This is a genomic window from Paenibacillus sp. CF095, assembly GCF_900101225.1.
Lineage (GTDB): Bacteria > Bacillota > Bacilli > Paenibacillales > Paenibacillaceae > Paenibacillus.
Genome location: NZ_FMZN01000001.1, coordinates 371,395 through 389,666, shown reverse-complemented (window position 1 = coordinate 389,666; position 18,272 = coordinate 371,395). Strand labels below are relative to the sequence as shown.

The window sequence follows — 18,272 nt, the reverse complement described above, 5'->3', positions numbered from 1 at the left end:
TTATTTCAGTTGAGTTAAATAATATGATATTCTGTGTGTATGCCAAAAATCGTGGATCATGTGAAAATGAAGAATATTATCGCTGAAGCTACTTGGAAAATCATTAGTGAGAAAGGCATTCATCATGCAACGTCAAGAACGATTGCAAAGGAGGCTGGATTATCACAAGGCGCTTTAAGACATTACTTTTCAAAACAAGAGAGCCTATTAGCGTTTGCAATGGAGTTAGTTAAGGAAAAGGTACTTACTCGACTAAAAAATCTAAATGCAAGAGAACTGGCGCCTCAAGAAAGAATTGTTGAATACTTGCTCGAACTAGTCCCGACTGATGAACAAACATTATTGGAAATGGAGGTTTGGTTTGCATTTGTAAGCTATGGAAAAACGCAAAAAGGGTTCGACGCCAATTATGAGGACCTGCAAAACGCAATCAAGAACTGCATCATGTACTTGAAAAATGAAGGACTTCTGCGCACAACCGATGAAGAGAAGGAACAAGAAAAACTGTATGCCTTTATGAATGGGATGGCTCTCAATTTGTATCTAGAGCCGGATAAGATAAATCGAACACGAAGCAAAGAAATGATACAAGACTATATCCATTGGATTATACGTTAGAGTAGAACCTGACTCATAATCGGGGAGTTAAGTCAGCTGGCACGGTCCAAGCAGAATACACAGGAGAATCTGGTGGCTAACGAGGAAAAATAAAGACTAAAGAGCCCACGTTTTGCGCGGGCTTCTCTGTGTTTTCATTATATTCATGTAGCATTTTAGATGCTTACATTTCCGACCTCTGTAACGTTCAGATTCAGCCTATGTGTTCGGCATACTTCGTAAAAATCTTTTGAAACAATGGGTTTGAAGATATTTATATAATCCAGCATAAAAAATTCATGCTCGTCAATTTGCTCTTCATGAAGGCAGATTTGAGATACAACTTTGACGATCTTACGTGGAGGCTGTTGTACAGATGCAGCAATGACCGCTTTGCGCCCATATTCCGAACGTTCATAATCGAAAACATCCAAACGATCAAGCTGATGTGCTGTCCAATAGGTTTTTTCAACCGCACGACCGTCGTGGTAACACACCGTTGTCGGAATAAACTGTGTGTTTGTATTCGTTTCCTCCAACAGCGTTTTAAAATGATCTGATACATGTCTCGTTCCTGTGATCGTCTCAAAATAATCTACGTTCAGGTTGCGTACCGTAGACAGTAGCTCAACTTCTGCTGTTGTCCCCTCTGGCAACGGATTCTCTATCGCCAAATAATTCATATCTAATTGGGGAGTGAAGGTTGTTCCGCCACTAATAAACCCTCTACGTGGATATTGAGATTCCAGAAAATAATAGTTCAAAGAATGATGTCTCCTTTTCGAATGAAGAGCTTTTCAATCAATTACACGGGTCAAATAGCCCCTCCAATTATTCCGCGGTTTTAAGCAAGTTGTCCACAATAAAATCAAGCTGTTTGTCTAACGAATAAATATCATTGTAGAAGAATAAACCAAAGCTCATATCAATCAGACGTCCTTCTTTGACTGCAGGGATGTTATTCCAAATTGAATTGTCTGACAGATCAACCATTCCTTCAAAGGAAGAACGGAATATATAATCACCCACATATTCAGGTAATACTTCATAAGAAACGTCCTTGCTTGTCGCATCGTTTCTTGCATTTTCAATTTCACGTTGCAAGACTTCAGGTGCTTTCATCCCTAAATACTGATAAATAATCTGCGACCCCCGGCCATAACCCAAGCCTGTCATTACAGCCATGGAACCTTTGTTGCTTTCCATAATTGTGACGGTTTTATCCAAAATACCTGCTTGTTCAAGTTTTTCCTTGCTTTGCTCAACCTTTTTGTGAAGGTTATCTAACATTTCCTGAGCTTGTCCCTCTTTACCCAGAATTTCTCCAAGCATATTCATACGTTCTTCTACTGGCAGGTCATAAGGAATATATACTGTAGGAGCAATCATTTTAAGTCCTTCATATATTTCTTCATTGGTAACAATAATGAGATCGGGATTAAGTGCAGTTACTGCTTCCGGGTCCGGTTTAAATGCTCCTAATGAGGTGGCACCTTCCAGTTCGCTCGCAAAAGCCGCTCCTTCTTCTATAGAAGAAATCCCCACAGGATTTACGCCTAAAGCAAGCAAATCACCCATTAGATACAGGACAACCACTCGTTGTGGATTAACCGGTACTTCAATATCACCTTTTATGGTGGTTACGGTCTTCATTTGAGATTGTGTATCTGTATTGTTAGCGTTGTTAGCCGCTATCTGATTCGTTGGCTTCTGAGAACCTTCATTGGCTGAAGGACTTCCTGTCCCACCAGTTGAACAAGCGCTGAGCAATAGGGTTAAACAAAGTAATAATGTGATAGCCAAGGGTGTCTTTCTACTTCTGTACATCAATAATTCCTCCTCAAATATATGCTGATTATGATAATCATTATCAATATATAAGGAAGTTAGGTCCTGTACAATGCCTAATCGTGCCACATTCGATGGTACATTAGGACTTTCATGCTACTTTCGATAACGAATAGGTGCAATACCCATATATTTTTTAAATATTTTAGCAAGATAATAACCATCTGGATAACCAACAGCCTTGGCAATTTCCTGTAAAGTAGCATCTGTAGCAAGCAGTAGTTCCTTCGCTTTGTTCATCCGGATTTGAATGACAAAATCAATCGGACTATGACCAGTCTGGCGTTTGAATAGCCTTGATAAGTGACGTGGACTACTGTCCATAAGCTCTGCTAACAAGTCCATTGTAATGGGTTCAGCGTAATGTTCCTGCATATAATATTTCATTTGTGCAACCAGGTCTGGCTTTATTGTTGGCACGCGCCCATTGTGGATTTGCCATAATAACTCGTATACAAATTGATAAAATAATGACTTCACATGGAACTGTTCCAGTGCCTCTTGCTCTTCCCAAGCTGTCATCATGTATTGTACTTTGCTTAACAAGGAAACAGGCTGATCAGGTGTAAAGCCATATTGAAGCTTGAAGGGATTACGGTGCTCCATCAAGACCAGGATATCCTGACGCTCAGGTAGCGGGATGATGGCTTTGTAATAAATCATATAATATTCAAGGACCTCTTCAACAGGCAAAATGTTCAGGCAACAGCCCTTCCCACCATGCAAAACATGGAATCGCGAGACCTGATGATCTTCTCCATCCAACTGTATAACAGCATTGCCACGCACCGTGTATAAGAAACAGCTCGCAGGGAATCGATAGGAGTAAAGTCCCTCCTGCCTTTGCATAGTTATATGGCGAATATCCATTATTTTAATAGATGCCTTGTTCCATAGTAAAAGATGTTCATTGAAATGTAAGATGGCTTCCCAGCTCCTTAAAATCATTAGTCATATATAGTCAACAGAGAGTCAACTTGCATGCAAAATAGGGGCCGGATCACCCACTAACGTGAGTACCCGACCCCTTTCTTTAATATACATATGAATATACAGACCTTAATCAACACTTTAACAGATTGAAAAGAAACAGTCTATATTTTTGGGAAAATATTCTATATATTTAGGTTGCTGGCCGGAAAAATACAGTTGAAACGGAGCATAAATCGATGATGTCCAACAACCATCTTACTCGTGAGGAATTACAGGATTATGTGCACAAAGTATTTGGTGCCAGTTACTTCATAACGCAGTGCGCAAGAATTCATGGCGGTGCACAAAAAGTCATTTACAAAATTGACTGCACGAATGGTTTCACTTGTATGCTGTACGTTTGGGATATTTCCAGCAACTATTTTCAGGAAGAGATCTTGAATGAACCCACTTTCCACAGTTCCTATGGCAGCGAACTTTTCTCTTTGAATACTCGCTTTCTCGCTCAACATGGAATCCGAACGCCGACCTTATATGATCTGAATAACGATAAAGACCGGTACTCTTATGATTTTGCTCTTGTTGAGTATGTGGATGCACAGAAAGCCGAAGTCTATTTCCAGCATAAAAATCACAAAGATCGGGATGAGTTGTTTCAACGGATCAGGGATATGTTGTCTAATATGCATGGAATCCAAAGAAACGTTTATGGAAACGCCAACGATAACAGCCAAAAGGCTGGGCCTTGCTACCAAGTTCAGCGGTTGGATGCCGAAACAGCCTTATCCTATGCATCCAAACATATGACAGATATCAGGAAAAATAACGAAAGGCTGCTTGAGAAACTTTACGAATTGGAAGCAGCAATTCAACCCAGAGATCTCTATAGTTTCATTCATGGAGAGCTAGGTCCGGATCATATATGGATAGATCATGCTATGCAACCATGCCTTATTGATATTGAGGGCGCAGGATTCTTCGATCTCGAATATGAGCATAGCTTTCTCCAGTTTCGATTTGGAGACTTTTATCACTACTTAAAAAATAACAATCTCGACCCGGAGCGGATGACATTTTATCGATTTTGCCATCATTTGTCCTTGATATCAGGAGGATTGAAGCTGCTTCACAGACAATTCCCCGATCAGCAATTTGCTAAAGGTCTCGCGGAGTATCATGCCAGATGCGCAGTTCAGATGCTTATGTGATAAGAACCATATACATGAATATGGATATAAGCCTGAAAGGAGGTTTGAGCATGGAATTTATTTACGAAGATGAAAAACTTGCAGTGAGCGTTATTCAAGCCATTCACACAGGAGATATTCCATCGTTACAGCAACTGCTGGAAGAGAATCCGGGATTGGCAAAGATAAGAATATTGGAAAGAAAGCCTGACAACGTAGATTCAGACTCTAGCATCGCTCGAACGCTGCTGCACGTGGTGACGGATTGGCCGGGGCACTTCCCTCATGGAGCGGATACCGTGAGAGTATTAACCAAGTTTGGTGCGGAAGTGAACGCTCCTTTGGTTGGTCCAAACATCGAGACACCTTTGCATTGGGCTGCAAGCTCCAATGATGTACAAGTGCTCGATGCCCTTCTTGATGCTGGCGCAGACATGGAAGCGCCTGGCGCGGTGATTGCCGGTGGCACACCGCTGGACGATGCTATTGCTTTTGCACAATGGGATACAGCACGACGCTTGGTTGAGCGCGGTGCGATCTTTGCCCTTTGGCATGCGGCCGCCCTTGGAAATATTGACGCCATACAAGAACATTTCCAAGGAGCCCAACTCCCGGAACGTTATCCTTGGGGAACAAGCACCTCCCCTTCTCCTCCCGATGCAGTAACCGTTGCCTTCTGGTGCGCTTGCCATGGAGGTCAAAGAGAAACAGCCGAATACCTGCTTGACCACGGCGCCGAACTGAACTGGATAGCCACCTGGGATGGAACAACTCCACTGGACACAGCAAAACGTAATTTTTCAGCCGAGCTGATCCCGTGGCTTGAAAGTCAAGGTGCCAAATCCGCTAGCTAGTTTCACAGGTAGATAAATGGCTAGCATGGAATTGCCAATCGCCAGCGATTAGTTATGAGGAGAATCCGGTGGCTACTGGGGAAGTGTAGAAGACTCCAACAAATATATACAACGAAAAGTACATCGCGACTTGAGCGATGTACTTTTCGTTGTGGAGTGATCCTAAAACCGTGAGAAGCGACAAGGGTCTAATTCATTTCTTGATTTGCCATCAATAATTTCACTTGCAGCCAGATCAGCAATCAGCGGCGCCAGCGTAATTGCAGAATGCATTAGCGTCAGATAAAGTCCATCAATGTGATCATGGAAGCCCACAATCGGATAACCGTCCTCAGGCATGGGTCTCCATCCAACCTTTATGCTCTCCAGTTCCAGTTGATTTCCGTGCTTGAGACTGCGACGCAATGTGTCGTAAGCTCGCTTACCGACCGCCTGTGGTCCGTTTTCCTCCGACTCGTCGATATAATCTTCCGCAGCCAGCAGCGTATAATCTGTCAGTTGACGCGCTTCAAATTGCGCATTGGAGATTAATGTGTGTATCAGTTTATTAGCAGTTTTCATCCGAATCAGAATCGAAGGTGACGAAGTTACCGGCACGTGACAACCTAACGGGTTACAAAGTTCGGGTGTACCTGTTCCTGCCGCCAATACCACAACATCCGACTCCACAAAACCCTTGGACGTATGAACACCAACCAGACGGGAACCCTTTTGCTTCAGCTGTGTAACGTTGGTGTCGAACTGAATCTTTGCTCCGTACTCTTGCGCTTTGCTCAACAACAGCTCCGTTACCGCAATAGGGTCGACCGCACCTTCTTCGCTGACAAACATGGCTTCATCCGGATATTCCTTCAGATTGGGCTCCAATGCCTCAAGCTGCTCCCGGTTTAATTTTTGAAAGTGTTGCTCCCTTAGAGGCGGAGTGTCCCAAGTTAGCGCGCCATGCCAATGAATGTTCAGTTCGGACAACTCTTGCTGAAGTGTGTGATATTCTCCCACAGCTGCATCGTACAAATGCCAGTATTCAGGAGCCACTCTATGCGTCGTATGTATCCAGGCAAATGATTTTTCCGTGACTTCACGCGCCGCGGCTGAATGCCGTTCAATAACGGTTACATTTTGATTTCGTTTGGCTAGATGATAGGCCATACACGCCCCAACAATCCCTGCACCAATGATCACAATTTTTTGTTTATTCAAAACTAACTCTCCCTTGTCACCCTATCCCCCCAAGGAATCGATTTTCCGAGGTTAGGATGGGTGTGCTCCTTTTTCATCTTCTTCGCCGTACAGCTTCTCCATATGCTGCATATGGCCGGCTCCCCAGTTGCTCATTGTCTGGAGCACAGGTTTCATGAGCTGTCCGTACTCCGTAATCGAGTATTCGACCTTTGGCGGAATTTGCGGATACACTTCCCGATGCACAATATCGTGATACTCCAGTTCTTTTAACTGCTGGGTCAGCATCTTTTTCGAAATATCTGGAATGGCTTTTTGTAATTCGCTGAACCGCATTGTACCGTTGCTCAGCAGGCGTAGAAGAATCAAAGATTTCCATTTACCCGTGAGGATATCCAAGGCCGTTCCGAATCTGCAATACACCATCATTCTTTTTCCTCACTTTCTGACCATACCCAGGTTTACTTTTGGTTACCTGGTTAGGTTTAAGTGCCTACTTCCTGATTCGGCTTTCTCACTTTAGTATAGAGGCAGATATTAAAATCGAGCAAGTAAGGGGAAAAGAAAAGATGAATGTAACGTTATGGATCGTACAAATCATATTGGCGGCAGGCTTTGTATATTCGGGATGGATGAAAACCATTCGTATCGAGTCGTCAAAAAAGACCTGGGCCTGGGTTAATGATGTGCCAAAAAGTCTAGTTGTTCTGATCGGTATCGCGGAGCTACTCGGAGCGCTTGGCCTTGTTTTTCCGTGGGCGCTGAACATCACTCCGGTGCTTACGCCGATCGCCGCAATCGCTTTGGCTGTTGTCACAATGCTTGGAATGCTGTTTCATATTCGGCGTAAAGAGTACCGGGAGCTTGGCGTAAATATCTTTTTTATAGTTTTGGCATTGATCATAGCCTTTGGAAGACTATAGAGGAAACGGGACACCGATCCGATGCGCTGTGCAATACGAACCCCATGTTTCGGGTGCCTGGTTTCCGGTGAACGAACCGCTATCGACCTGTGTGCCACATCCCGCCATAATAAAGATCATGCACATGGAGAAATCGGCGATTTTCTTTAGATTATGGAGAGGTCATGACATCAAAAATTTTTCGCCTTTATACTCAAAAGTTATGAGAAGAATCCGGTACTGCCAGGGAACGTTCTGGAAAGTGACAAAAAGCCACTAATATTATTATATAATAACCTCACCACATAAAAGGCTGGCTTCAACAGCTCATGGAAGGAAGACAACTCTCTATTGAAAGCAACCTTGAATGTACAAGAGCACATACTCATCTGGAATTGTTCATCGCTCAAAATCATGGATGTACGACATATTGTCATACAGGCCGACGAGTGCGTACGTCCTTACCTGTTCCCTGCCAGCGCCTTTCTGTACGTAACGAATGGCAATGCGACTGTGATCTTAGACGGAAATGAGCATGCTACCAAACCATTTTATATGCTTCATGGGGGCAAAAACACCCGTCTGGACATCATCCCAACGAACGCATCCTTTCATTATTACCTGATTTTCTACAAAGCCTCCTTACCGCTACCTGGCAAGCAGCATACACTTCAACAACCGGATCAACCATTGCCATTCCACCTCCAGTACGGTTTTATTCCATATCATCCTGCCATCCTCTACGAAATCACTGAGCGAATGCTGGGCGAGTGGAATAAACCGGGACGCTTGGAGCGACTCCATACCAAAACACTATTCTATCAATTTGTATATGAGTTGCTCAGACAAATGGATCAACAGCAGGTAAGCATTGTTAGGCCTAACCTTGCTTCTCAGCTTATTCGCTATATGCAGGAGCACTACGCCAAGCCGCTGACGCGGGAAACCCTCGCTCATACATTCCATTACAGCGTCCCTTATCTGTCCAAGTACTTCCGACGTGAAACTGGCGCAAGTCTAATCGATTACTTAATCGGTATTAGGATGAACAAAGCAGTAATGCTGTTGCAAAGAACCGAGTTATCTCTGCAAGAAGTCGCTGCAAGCGTTGGATATGCTGATGTATCCTATTTTATAAGAATGTTCAAAAAACATACGGGAGTCACACCAAAGCAATTCAAGGATGAGTCTGGACAAGTGACAAAAGGTTCTTATCGTCCTATCCTTAGGCTTCGATCATCCATTGCTCCGCGTAAACTCCGTCGTTATATTGATATCAGAGATGATAATCATTATCAACATAGCGAAAAAGGAGATTTACGGATGTATAGAAGCAAACTACCTGTAGGAATTACCCTACTGTTGTGCCTAACTCTATTAGTTAGCGCATGTTCCAGGCCAGCAAACACGAATGGAAGCACTGGCAGTACGCAAAGTCCAACTGTAGGTGCAGAGAGTAATATAAGTAACACCACAAACGGAAGCTCGGAGATGCAAACCTATTCTGCGGTTAACGGTGAAATACAAATCCCCAAAAAACCTCAAAGGGTCGTAATGGTTGCAGGAGCCTTTACCGGTCATTTGCTAGCTCTTGGCCTTAAGCCTGTTGGAACTGGTGATGAGTCCTTTAACAGTTATACAGAAGGAAAGCTCGATGACGTTGTCAACATCGGTAACGATGTACCCTACGAGAAAATCATGGAGTTGCAGCCGGATTTAATTGTCGTTTGGAATGACCCTGAAACGATCGAAAAGCTGTCCAAAATTGCGCCGACCGTCGCTGTTGAATATGGAATACCTCTACGGGAGCAATTGATGGATTTTGGCAAGATGACTGGTAGAGAAGAGCAAGCGAAGGCCTGGATTGCAGAGTGGGATGCTAAAATCGCTGAATATAAACCACTCGTGGAGCAAGCGGTAGGTGATCGCACGGTTTCGATTTTTGATACGGGAAGTGCCAAAGAATTTTATGCCTACGGGAGCTTTGGTAGAGGTGGAGATATTATTTATGGCGAGTTTGGCCTGAAGGCACCGCCGATCATTCAGAAGGAAGCCATCGATAGCGGCAAAGGTTGGGCCAAGTTATCACTTGAATTGTTACCACAATATGCAGGAGATTATATCTTTATTAGTGGATGGACAGGTGATGAGAGTGGGGATTCCGTTTTTGAAGGTCCTATCTGGGATAACCTCCCTGCTGTCCAGAATAATCACGTTTATCGCGAGGAAAGCCGTGGCTTCGTGTTTAGTGACCCAATTTCGTTGGAAGCCCAACTTAAATTTGTAGTAGACAACCTAACCAAAACGGAGTGAAATTGAGTAGACCACGGTATGTACGAGGTGAGGAGCAATCCTCGCCCTTTTATGTTTTTGTTAGTCCTTATCTTTCATTTGAAGAGAGTTTGAAAACAAAAGCACACACATAAACAGGGACCTCTCACCATGTTGGCAAGGGTCCCTGTCTTTAAACTTGTTATATAGCCCATTTTCCGTTAAGTGATGGTAACGCCGCCGCTTGCATATCCAGCTACGGTTGTAGCCACATCAATTCCGGCTGTTACTGATGCTGAGAACACCATAAGCAGGCGGTCACCGGCAGATACCGGAATACTCAGTCCTGTTGTCACTCCGCTGGATATTGTGCCTAGTGCCAAAATGCCGGTCAGTGGAGGAGCTAAGGTTACCAATGCACCCGGTACAGCTGTAAAGGAGTTATTAGGTGTAGTGGATCTGAATAATTGTGCAGTTAAGGTTACTGTAGATCCAACCAAACTAAGTCCGGCTGTCGTGCTGAAATAAGCGGCCAGTGAAGTAATCGTTCCTGCACGAGATGCCGAGAAAGCAAAGTTAAGCAATGTGCCTGCAGCGCCTGTGAGATCAATAATTCCTCCGTTAACACTTACTCCGGTAGCACTGTTGCCAAAACCAACTAAACTGGAGGTATTCAAAAGTCCACCCAAAACTGTAGTCAAGACAACTGGAAGTCCTGATGCATAAGGAATAATTGTTCCAGAACCAGTCGCACCCGTAGCCCCGGTTGCTCCGGTTGTACCTGCTGTACCTGTTGCTCCGGTTACTCCCGTTGTACCTGCTGTGCCTGTTGCTCCCGTTACTCCGGTTGTACCTGCTGCGCCTGTTGCTCCCGTTACTCCGGTTGTACCTGCTGTGCCTGTTGCTCCGGTTACTCCGGTTGCACCTGCTGTGCCTGTTGCTCCGGTTACTCCCGTTGTACCTGCTGTACCTGTTGCTCCGGTTACTCCCGTTGTACCTGCTGTGCCTGTTGCTCCCGTTACTCCCGTTGTACCTGCTGTGCCTGTTGCTCCGGTTACTCCCGTTGTACCTGCTGTGCCTGTTGCTCCGGTTACTCCCGTTGTACCTGCTGTGCCTGTCGCTCCCGTTACTCCGGTTGTACCTGCCGTGCCTGTTGCTCCGGTTACACCCGTTGTACCTGCCGTGCCTGTCGCTCCCGTTACCCCCGTTGTACCTGCTGTGCCTGTCGCTCCCGTTACTCCGGTTGTACCTGCCGTGCCTGTTGCTCCCGTTACACCCGTTGTACCTGCCGTGCCTGTCGCTCCTGTTGCTCCTGTTGTACCTGGCGTGCCTGTTGCTCCTGTTGCTCCTGTTGTACCTGGCGTGCCTGTTGCTCCTGTTGCTCCTGTTGTTCCCGCTGTACCTTGTGCGCCTGTTGCACCTGTCACTCCAGTTGTCCCTGCTGTACCTGTCGCTCCCGTTACTCCGGTTGCACCTGTGACTCCCGTGACGCTTGGAATTTCACCCAGCAATTCGGAAGAAACCAAACGATGGGCAGTTACCAATGCGCCTGTGCTGCTCTTACCCCATACTGATACTTGAACAGGATCATTAACCGTCGCTGGTGTTGAAAAAGTGAACTCGAAGGCATCAAAATTAGCATAATAGTTGTTGGTTATTACTTGATTGGGTACGATGTCAAAAGACTCACTGACGTACAGTACTCTTATTCCACTTTCCATGTAATACCCTTGTATCTGTACGGTTGAGGCTGTGGCATTACTACGGTTATCAATTCTGACAGTAACGGTCTGAGTCGGTCTTACACCGCTAACAGCATTATTTTCAATCGGCCCTGTTGATAAAAAGCTCATCGCTACATCTCCTCTTTTGGGGATTTTGATCTGCTAGATGTTATTAACTGTTTTTTCGTGCTGTACCACTCGGTGTGCATCAACCAATTGTCCAGAGGCTTGTTTGCCCCACACTGAAATCTCTACTTCCTCCACGCCTTCCACATCTGTTCCAAAAACAAACTCAAAAGCATCTAAATCTGCAAAATAATTTCTGGTCACTGCTTCATTAGGGGCAATAATGATTACTTCACTCACATACAGCGTTCTTGTTGTGCTTAGCACATACCCCTGAATGGATACTGTTACAGAATCCACCTCAGCCCGACTTACCAATCTAATCGTTACCTGTTGGGTCGGTCTAACCCCGGAAACCAGATTGTTTTCAATCGGCCCAGTTGACAAAATAGCCATTTTCCCATCCCACCTTTATGAACCTCTGAGTCTAGCAGTATTTGGCATAAGCTCACTCGATAGTAATATTCAAACACTCAATCAACGGTGTGGACAAAACACAGGGGGCAATCCACCATTATCACTTAACAACCTTTTACGCACAGGGCTTTAGCTATACAAAAACTGGGATATGTACAACAAAGAGAAGAAATTATGCAATGTCAAAGTTGGTCAGCAAGTAAGAGTAGATTTTGTTATGTAACCAGGATCGATTTCAGAAAATAACGAAATGACCGTTCTCCCGGTAGATTCCAGGGAAACGGTCGCAGCTTAAGACGTCTTTTTCTCGTATCTAATTGTTGGCCGGGCAAAGCTATGCTTGAAAGTGTAGTTTTATAGAATACGAGATAGTATTTTTACCATCAAGCCCAATGTTAAACACATAGAATAATAATGTTCTTCTTCATTCTCTACTGAAAATAGAAAAAGATTGTATTATCTTAAAATTGTGATATGATATCGTCAAGTTAATAAACATTTAAAAGAAAATATGAAAAATAATTACATTTAGACGTGACCAAATCTCTTTCTTCGTCAAATTTCAGAGTTCTAACCCATTCTATTGAAAGCGATTACAAAAAGAAACCTGACAGATTATAGCTTTTCTAATCGCACCCACAGATGCAGGCTTACTTCGGGTTATAGCCTCTCCCCTTGCTGCCGTGACCACGTACCCGGTGCACAGGTCGTCTGGCTTAAACCATATATGACAACATGAAGATTTAACCTAACAGCCAACCTAACCATTATTTCAGGAAGGGGGTGACATGAGGAACATCTCTTCATTTTTTGGCATTTCACCATTTCAGCTATTCTGAATTTCAGCTCACCAACTAATCCAATCTTATGGAGGCGAAACGTATGATTCGTAAACCGCTAGTTTTGTTGTTGTCGTGTCTGCTAATCTTTGTCACCCTGCCCGTTGAATCCAGCCATGCAGCCAATGCAGCCGTTGCCAAACTTCCTGGAAATTCCAATCCCCTCATCGATCATAAACTGGGAGCCGATCCTTATGTGCTCGTCCATAATAATCGGGTCTATGTCTATATGACAGGTGATGCATATCTGTACAACAGCGACGGCTCTGTCCGAGAGAACCAGTACAGCACAATCGGGAAAATTAACGTCATCTCTTCAGCTGACATGGTGAACTGGACAGACCATGGTTCCATCCCGGTAGCGGGCGCGAATAATGCGAATAATGGACAAGGGATTGCCAAATGGGCTACCCAGTCCTGGGCTCCTGCCATGGCGAAGAAAACCATTGCTGGCAAAGAAAAGTTTTTCCTGTATTTTGCCAACTCGGGTGGAGGTATTGGCGTGCTCACGGCCGATTCCCCCATTGGACCGTGGTCCGATCCACTTGGTCGTGCCCTCCTGACTCACAGTACACCGGGTATGTCCGGCGTAACCTGGCTCTTTGATCCGGCTGTCCTTGTCGATGATGATGGCTCTGCTTACTTGTATGCTGGAGGCGGCATTCCGAATGATACCAACGCTGCTTCCATTGCTAATCCCAAAACAGCTCGAGTCATTCGTCTCGGTGCCGACATGACCAGTGTGGTGGGCAGTGCTGTGACTATTGATTCTCCTTATATGTTCGAGGATTCCGGCATCCACAAGTATAACGGCAAATATTATTACTCCTACTGCATCAACTTCGCGGGAACACATCCTACTGCATATCCAAAAGGTGAGATCGGATACATGGTCAGCGACAGCCCCATGGGACCTTTCACGTATAAAGGACACTTTCTGAAAAATCCTGGTACGTTCTTCGGTGTAGGCGGCAATAACCACCATGCCGTGTTTCAATTCAACAACGAATGGTATGTCGCGTACCATGCGCAAACGGTGAGTCGAGCATTTCTCGGTGAAGGCAAAGGATACCGTTCCACACATATCAACAAACTGACACATAATGCGGATGGAACAATCCAGGAAGTTCAAGGAAATATGACAGGTGTACCTCAGACCACTAACCTCAACCCGTATGTCCGGGTGGAAGCCGAAACCATTGGCTGGCAAGCAGGAATTAACACTGAACCGAGTCAAGCGAGCGGTGGACCTGTAGCCAATCAGAATGTCACTAACATTCATAATGGGGATTGGATCGCGGTGGGTAATGTTGATTTTGGCTCAGCTGGAGCCTCCAAATTCAAGGCCAATGTCGCTTCTACCGGAAATGGCAACATCGAGGTTCGACTGGACAGTCCGACAGGCCCACTAGTTGGAACACTTAACGTAAGTTCAACTGGCGGTTCGCAAACTTGGCGCGAGATGGAGACCAATGTTACCAACGCTACAGGGGTACATCGTTTGTATCTGGTGTTTACAGGCTCGGGCAATGGAAATCTGTTCAAACTGGACTACTGGCAATTCACATCAGGTTCGGGCGGCAACCCTAACCCAAACCCAAATCCTAATCCCAATCCAAACGTTACCCGTTACGAAGCCGAGAATATGACGCTTGGCGGCCAATACGCTGGCGTAATCAGTTCCCCTTTTAATGGAGTCGCTCTTTACGGGAACAATGATTATGCAGCATACAATCAATATTTTGCATTCCCAACCCATCAATTCTCTGTCCGCGGCGCTTCCAACAACAATAATACAGCCCGTGTTGATCTGGTCATCGGGGGTGTAACCGCTGGTTCTTTCTACTTCACGGGAACGGAGCCGACCGTTCAAACCCTCACCGGCATCACTCACGCTACAGGCAATCAGGAAATCAAGCTGGTCGTAACAACGGATAATGGCACTTGGGATGCTTACATTGATTATCTGGAGTACTCGCTTTAATTCATAGGACATGATCGATTGGGAGGATAGAATATGTGGAAAAAAATCAGTGCTCTTCTACTCGCTCTTCCTTTGCTTATAACATCATTCCCTTTGACAAGTCCCGCTGCTTCAGCCGCAACGTTCAGCAATCCGGTTATTTACGCGGATGTTCCTGACAGTGACGTCATTCGGGTGGGCAGTGCATTTTATATGACAAGCACAACGATGCATATGAATCCGGGAGTCCCGGTCATGAAGTCTTATGATCTGGTCAACTGGAGCATCGTAAACTATGTATACGATACGCTTGGAAACGGGGATATACAGAATCTGAACAATGGACAAAACGAGTATGGGCGTGGTTCCTGGGCGAGCAGTTTGCGGTACAACAACGGTATATATTATGTGGCCTTTGGCTCGCTTTCCACGGGCAAGACGTATATTTACCAAACCAGCAATATTGAAACAGGGCCATGGACACCTTACACATTGAACAGTTATTACCATGACCCCTCCCTTTTGTTTGACGGGAATCGAACCTTTCTTGTTCATGGCAGTGATAACATCAGTATCGTTGAGCTGACACCTGATGCCAAGGCCGTTAAATCCGGCGGGCTCAATCAGGTCCTGATTCCAAACGCAAGCAGTGTTGCCGGCTCCAACATGATTGTAAAGGCAGAAGGAGCACACATTCAGAAGATCAATGGTATGTACTATGTATTCCTGATTGCCTGGCCTTCGGGTGATGGTCGCATTCAGCTTGCCTATCGTGCAAACACATTGACAGGTCCATACACAGGTAAAGTTGTACTCAGAGACTCGGGAATCGCCCAAGGAGGCATCGTGGATACCGCATCCGGCGCTTGGTACGGCTTGCTGTTTCGTGATAGCGGGGCTATTGGACGCATCCCCTATCTCGTTCCAGTGACGTGGTCGGATAACTGGCCTGTGTTTGGGGTGAACGGCAAGGTTCCCCTTAACATGAATATGCCCGTTGAAGGTCAGCCTGCTGCCAAAATCTACGGGTCCGATGAGTTCAATGCAACCACATCAGGCACACCCTCAGTAACGCAACTGTTAGTGAACGGCGGTTTTGAGGAAAGTAGCATTCAGCCGTGGACCAGCAACAATACGGCGAACATCATCGTAACAAATGCCGAAGCATTCATGGGTACAAAAAGCCTGCTCGTCAGCGGCAGACAGCAGACAGCAGGCGGAGCCAAACAGATGGTTACAGGGAAGCTGGTACCGGGAGGAACATACTCTTTTTCGGCAAAGATCAAATACACTACTGGTCCTGCAACCAAAACGTTCAATCTTAGCATCCAGAACGGTGCAAGTTATACCGGAATTACCATTATGGGCAGTGCGACGTTAACCCGCGGACAGTGGGGTACCATTCAAGGTACGTATACCGTTCCGTCGAATGCAGAATTGTCTCAAAGCTTTATTTTTGTGGAAACACCGTATAACTCGAATCCGGACCCGACCAATGATCTGATGGCGTTTTATCTGGATGACGTCTCCCTGACGAGCAATTCATCTTTCGGTACATCCAGTCTCGCTACTTTCTGGCAGTGGAATCATAACCCGGATGCTGCCAACTGGTCCCTGCTCCAGCGGCCGGGTTTCATGCGATTAACTACAGGCAAAATCAGCAAGAACCTGTTAGAAGCCCGCAACACTCTGACACAACGAACCTTTGGTCCAAAAAGCACAGGGGTTACCGCTTTGGATACAGCAGGCATGAAGGATGGTGATTATGCTGGACTCGCTGCTTTTCAGGCCAGATATGGTTTTGTCGGCGTAAAAATGACGGGCAGCACCAAATCCATCGTTATGGCTAATGCCAGTTCCGGCACCATGACCGAAGTAGCAACTATGCCATTAAACCAGAACAGAATCTATCTCCGCGTCATCTGTGATTTTACGAATCAGACAGACAAAGCCTATTTTGCTTATAGTCTGGATGGCAGCAACTGGACCACCATTGGCAATACACTTCAAATGTCTTACACCCTGCCACACTTTATGGGATACCGGTTTGCACTATTCAATTATGCAACGAAGTCTACCGGAGGATATGCAGATTTCGATTATTTCCGCGTAGAATAAATGTGGTTTTACTCGGTTATTAATTTTTCGCTTATTGATCAGGACCTGGAACTCCACCATGTGGGAAGCCAGGTCCTTTTCAGAACATTTCTTATGAAGAGCTTCACCTTTTAACTTTTAAAAATCCCGGAACTGTTTTATATAACGCATGTATTCTTCAGCACTTCGGTTAATCTCTTCATCCGTAGCCTGGAACGAGGCACCATAGACTGCATAATGCGGCAGCGCCTTAACCCCTACATGATTCATGCTTGCTACGAAAGGTGCAACAAGTTCCTCTACGCTGTAACCGATGGAACCTTCTTTCGCATAATTCTCCTGCTTATCCCCTATGGACATTGCAAGTCCCATCCGCTTTCCCTTCAATCGATTTCCTTTCGATCCGTACGCCCATCCATGAGTGAACACGTCATCAAACCATTTTTTCAGTAGCGGTGGGTAACTGTACCAATATAACGGGAACTGCAACATCATATGATCATGCGTCTCCAGCAACTCTTGTTCTCGGCAAACATCAATCTTCCAATCGGGGTAGGCCGAATATAATTCGTGAAGAACAATATCATCTGTATGCTGCAACAACTCCTCCTTCCAGCGACGATTGACTCTTGAACTTTGCATATCGGGATGTGCCAGAATAACAAGTGTTTTCATCATAAGTTCCTTTCTTCCCATCCAGGGTGTTGGTTTCTTTAATTGAATATGGACCATTATCAGTCACATCCAGTCAAAAGAAAATACACACAATGAAGTAAGCTGGTTACCTCAAAGTGTGTATGGACTTCAATGTTAGAACCGTGAGAAAATAAATAGTTACACTCTATAAAACACGTAAAACTTAAACTGAGGTGAATCAGGATGAAACAATACAATCTGGGCATTGAAGCGACGCTTGAAATTATAGGTGGCAAATGGAAAGCCTTAATCATCTGTTTATTGATGTCCGGAGTAAAGAGAACGAGCGTATTAGAGCGCAGCATCCCTGGCATTTCGCAAAAAGTGTTAATTCAACAATTGCGCGAGTTGGAGCGAGACGGCCTTGTCACCAGACATGTCTACCAACAGATGCCTCCCAAAGTGGAATACGGACTTACAGAATATGGCGTTACCGCCAACACCATCGTGGATGTCATGTGTGCTTGGGGGAGGGACAATATTGCTCTCAGGCAACAACGGGGCGAAGATATCGTATTGTTGGAGAACAACCATCCCGAATCTTGACAAGGATGAAGCATACCTCATTCAAACTTCATGTTCCATGTATCACCTCTATAGTAAGATATAGATTAATGTAAAAATTATTAATTTCTAATC

At 45.1% G+C, this 18,272-nt stretch carries 16 protein-coding genes; 8 read left to right on the top strand and 8 right to left on the bottom strand.

Going from position 1 to position 18,272, the window contains the following annotated elements:
- The first annotated feature begins 39 nt into the window (after positions 1–39).
- A complete protein-coding gene (locus tag BLS69_RS01750; RefSeq protein ID WP_091028194.1) occupies positions 40–618 on the top strand; it encodes a TetR/AcrR family transcriptional regulator in 579 nt (192 codons plus the stop codon).
- A 155-nt stretch (positions 619–773) separates the two neighbouring features.
- Here BLS69_RS01750 and BLS69_RS01745 read toward each other — a convergent pair whose 3' ends face one another.
- The 3 genes from BLS69_RS01745 to BLS69_RS32450 form a co-directional block, all read right to left on the bottom strand.
- On the bottom strand, positions 774–1,361 hold the full coding sequence (locus BLS69_RS01745; protein ID WP_091028191.1) for an imm11 family protein: 588 nt from the start codon (positions 1,359–1,361) through the stop codon (positions 774–776).
- Positions 1,362–1,428: 67 nt separating this feature from the next.
- A complete protein-coding gene (locus tag BLS69_RS32455) occupies positions 1,429–2,424 on the bottom strand; it encodes an ABC transporter substrate-binding protein (protein ID WP_256332205.1) in 996 nt (331 codons plus the stop codon).
- A 117-nt stretch (positions 2,425–2,541) separates the two neighbouring features.
- Positions 2,542–3,108, bottom strand: coding sequence for a helix-turn-helix domain-containing protein (locus BLS69_RS32450; RefSeq protein ID WP_256332204.1), 567 nt, complete (start codon positions 3,106–3,108; stop codon positions 2,542–2,544).
- Between the two features lie 506 nt (positions 3,109–3,614).
- Between BLS69_RS32450 and BLS69_RS01735 the strand changes: the two genes are divergently transcribed.
- Positions 3,615–4,586: a phosphotransferase gene (locus tag BLS69_RS01735; protein ID WP_091028188.1), complete on the top strand. Its 972-nt coding sequence runs from the start codon at positions 3,615–3,617 to the stop codon at positions 4,584–4,586.
- 83 nt (positions 4,587–4,669) lie between these two features.
- Positions 4,670–5,419, top strand: coding sequence for an ankyrin repeat domain-containing protein (locus BLS69_RS01730; RefSeq protein ID WP_256332203.1), 750 nt, complete (start codon positions 4,670–4,672; stop codon positions 5,417–5,419).
- A gap of 162 nt (positions 5,420–5,581) precedes the next feature.
- Here the strand turns inward: BLS69_RS01730 and BLS69_RS01725 are convergent, their stop codons facing one another.
- Entirely contained in the window at positions 5,582–6,619 is a 1,038-nt protein-coding gene (locus BLS69_RS01725) for an NAD(P)/FAD-dependent oxidoreductase (protein WP_091028184.1), read from the bottom strand.
- 51 nt (positions 6,620–6,670) lie between these two features.
- Complete coding sequence (locus BLS69_RS01720; RefSeq protein ID WP_091028181.1) at positions 6,671–7,027, bottom strand: winged helix-turn-helix transcriptional regulator; 357 nt, start codon at positions 7,025–7,027, stop codon at positions 6,671–6,673.
- 140 nt (positions 7,028–7,167) lie between these two features.
- On the opposite strand from BLS69_RS01720, the gene BLS69_RS01715 reads away from it, so the two are divergent.
- Both BLS69_RS01715 and BLS69_RS01710 read left to right on the top strand, forming a co-directional pair.
- Positions 7,168–7,521, top strand: coding sequence for a DoxX family protein (locus BLS69_RS01715; protein WP_091028178.1), 354 nt, complete (start codon positions 7,168–7,170; stop codon positions 7,519–7,521).
- Positions 7,522–7,851: 330 nt separating this feature from the next.
- The gene (locus BLS69_RS01710) at positions 7,852–9,813 is read left to right on the top strand and encodes an AraC family transcriptional regulator (RefSeq protein ID WP_091028175.1); all 1,962 of its coding nucleotides are present in this window, start codon (positions 7,852–7,854) and stop codon (positions 9,811–9,813) included.
- A gap of 179 nt (positions 9,814–9,992) precedes the next feature.
- On the opposite strand, the gene BLS69_RS01705 is transcribed toward BLS69_RS01710, so the two are convergent.
- Positions 9,993–11,624 (bottom strand): exosporium glycoprotein BclB-related protein, encoded by a 1,632-nt coding sequence (locus BLS69_RS01705; RefSeq protein ID WP_091028173.1) that lies wholly within the window; start codon positions 11,622–11,624, stop codon positions 9,993–9,995.
- Positions 11,625–11,657: 33 nt separating this feature from the next.
- Complete coding sequence (locus BLS69_RS01700) at positions 11,658–12,017, bottom strand: hypothetical protein (RefSeq protein ID WP_091028171.1); 360 nt, start codon at positions 12,015–12,017, stop codon at positions 11,658–11,660.
- 903 nt (positions 12,018–12,920) lie between these two features.
- Between BLS69_RS01700 and BLS69_RS01695 the strand changes: the two genes are divergently transcribed.
- A complete protein-coding gene (locus tag BLS69_RS01695) occupies positions 12,921–14,861 on the top strand; it encodes a carbohydrate-binding protein (RefSeq protein WP_091028169.1) in 1,941 nt (646 codons plus the stop codon).
- A gap of 33 nt (positions 14,862–14,894) precedes the next feature.
- Positions 14,895–16,958: a beta-xylosidase family glycoside hydrolase gene (locus BLS69_RS01690; protein ID WP_091028167.1), complete on the top strand. Its 2,064-nt coding sequence runs from the start codon at positions 14,895–14,897 to the stop codon at positions 16,956–16,958.
- A gap of 117 nt (positions 16,959–17,075) precedes the next feature.
- Here the strand turns inward: BLS69_RS01690 and BLS69_RS01685 are convergent, their stop codons facing one another.
- Positions 17,076–17,612: an NAD(P)H-dependent oxidoreductase gene (locus BLS69_RS01685; RefSeq protein WP_091034784.1), complete on the bottom strand. Its 537-nt coding sequence runs from the start codon at positions 17,610–17,612 to the stop codon at positions 17,076–17,078.
- A gap of 204 nt (positions 17,613–17,816) precedes the next feature.
- Between BLS69_RS01685 and BLS69_RS01680 the strand changes: the two genes are divergently transcribed.
- Positions 17,817–18,179: a winged helix-turn-helix transcriptional regulator gene (locus BLS69_RS01680; RefSeq protein ID WP_091028164.1), complete on the top strand. Its 363-nt coding sequence runs from the start codon at positions 17,817–17,819 to the stop codon at positions 18,177–18,179.
- The last annotated feature ends 93 nt before the right edge of the window (positions 18,180–18,272 follow it).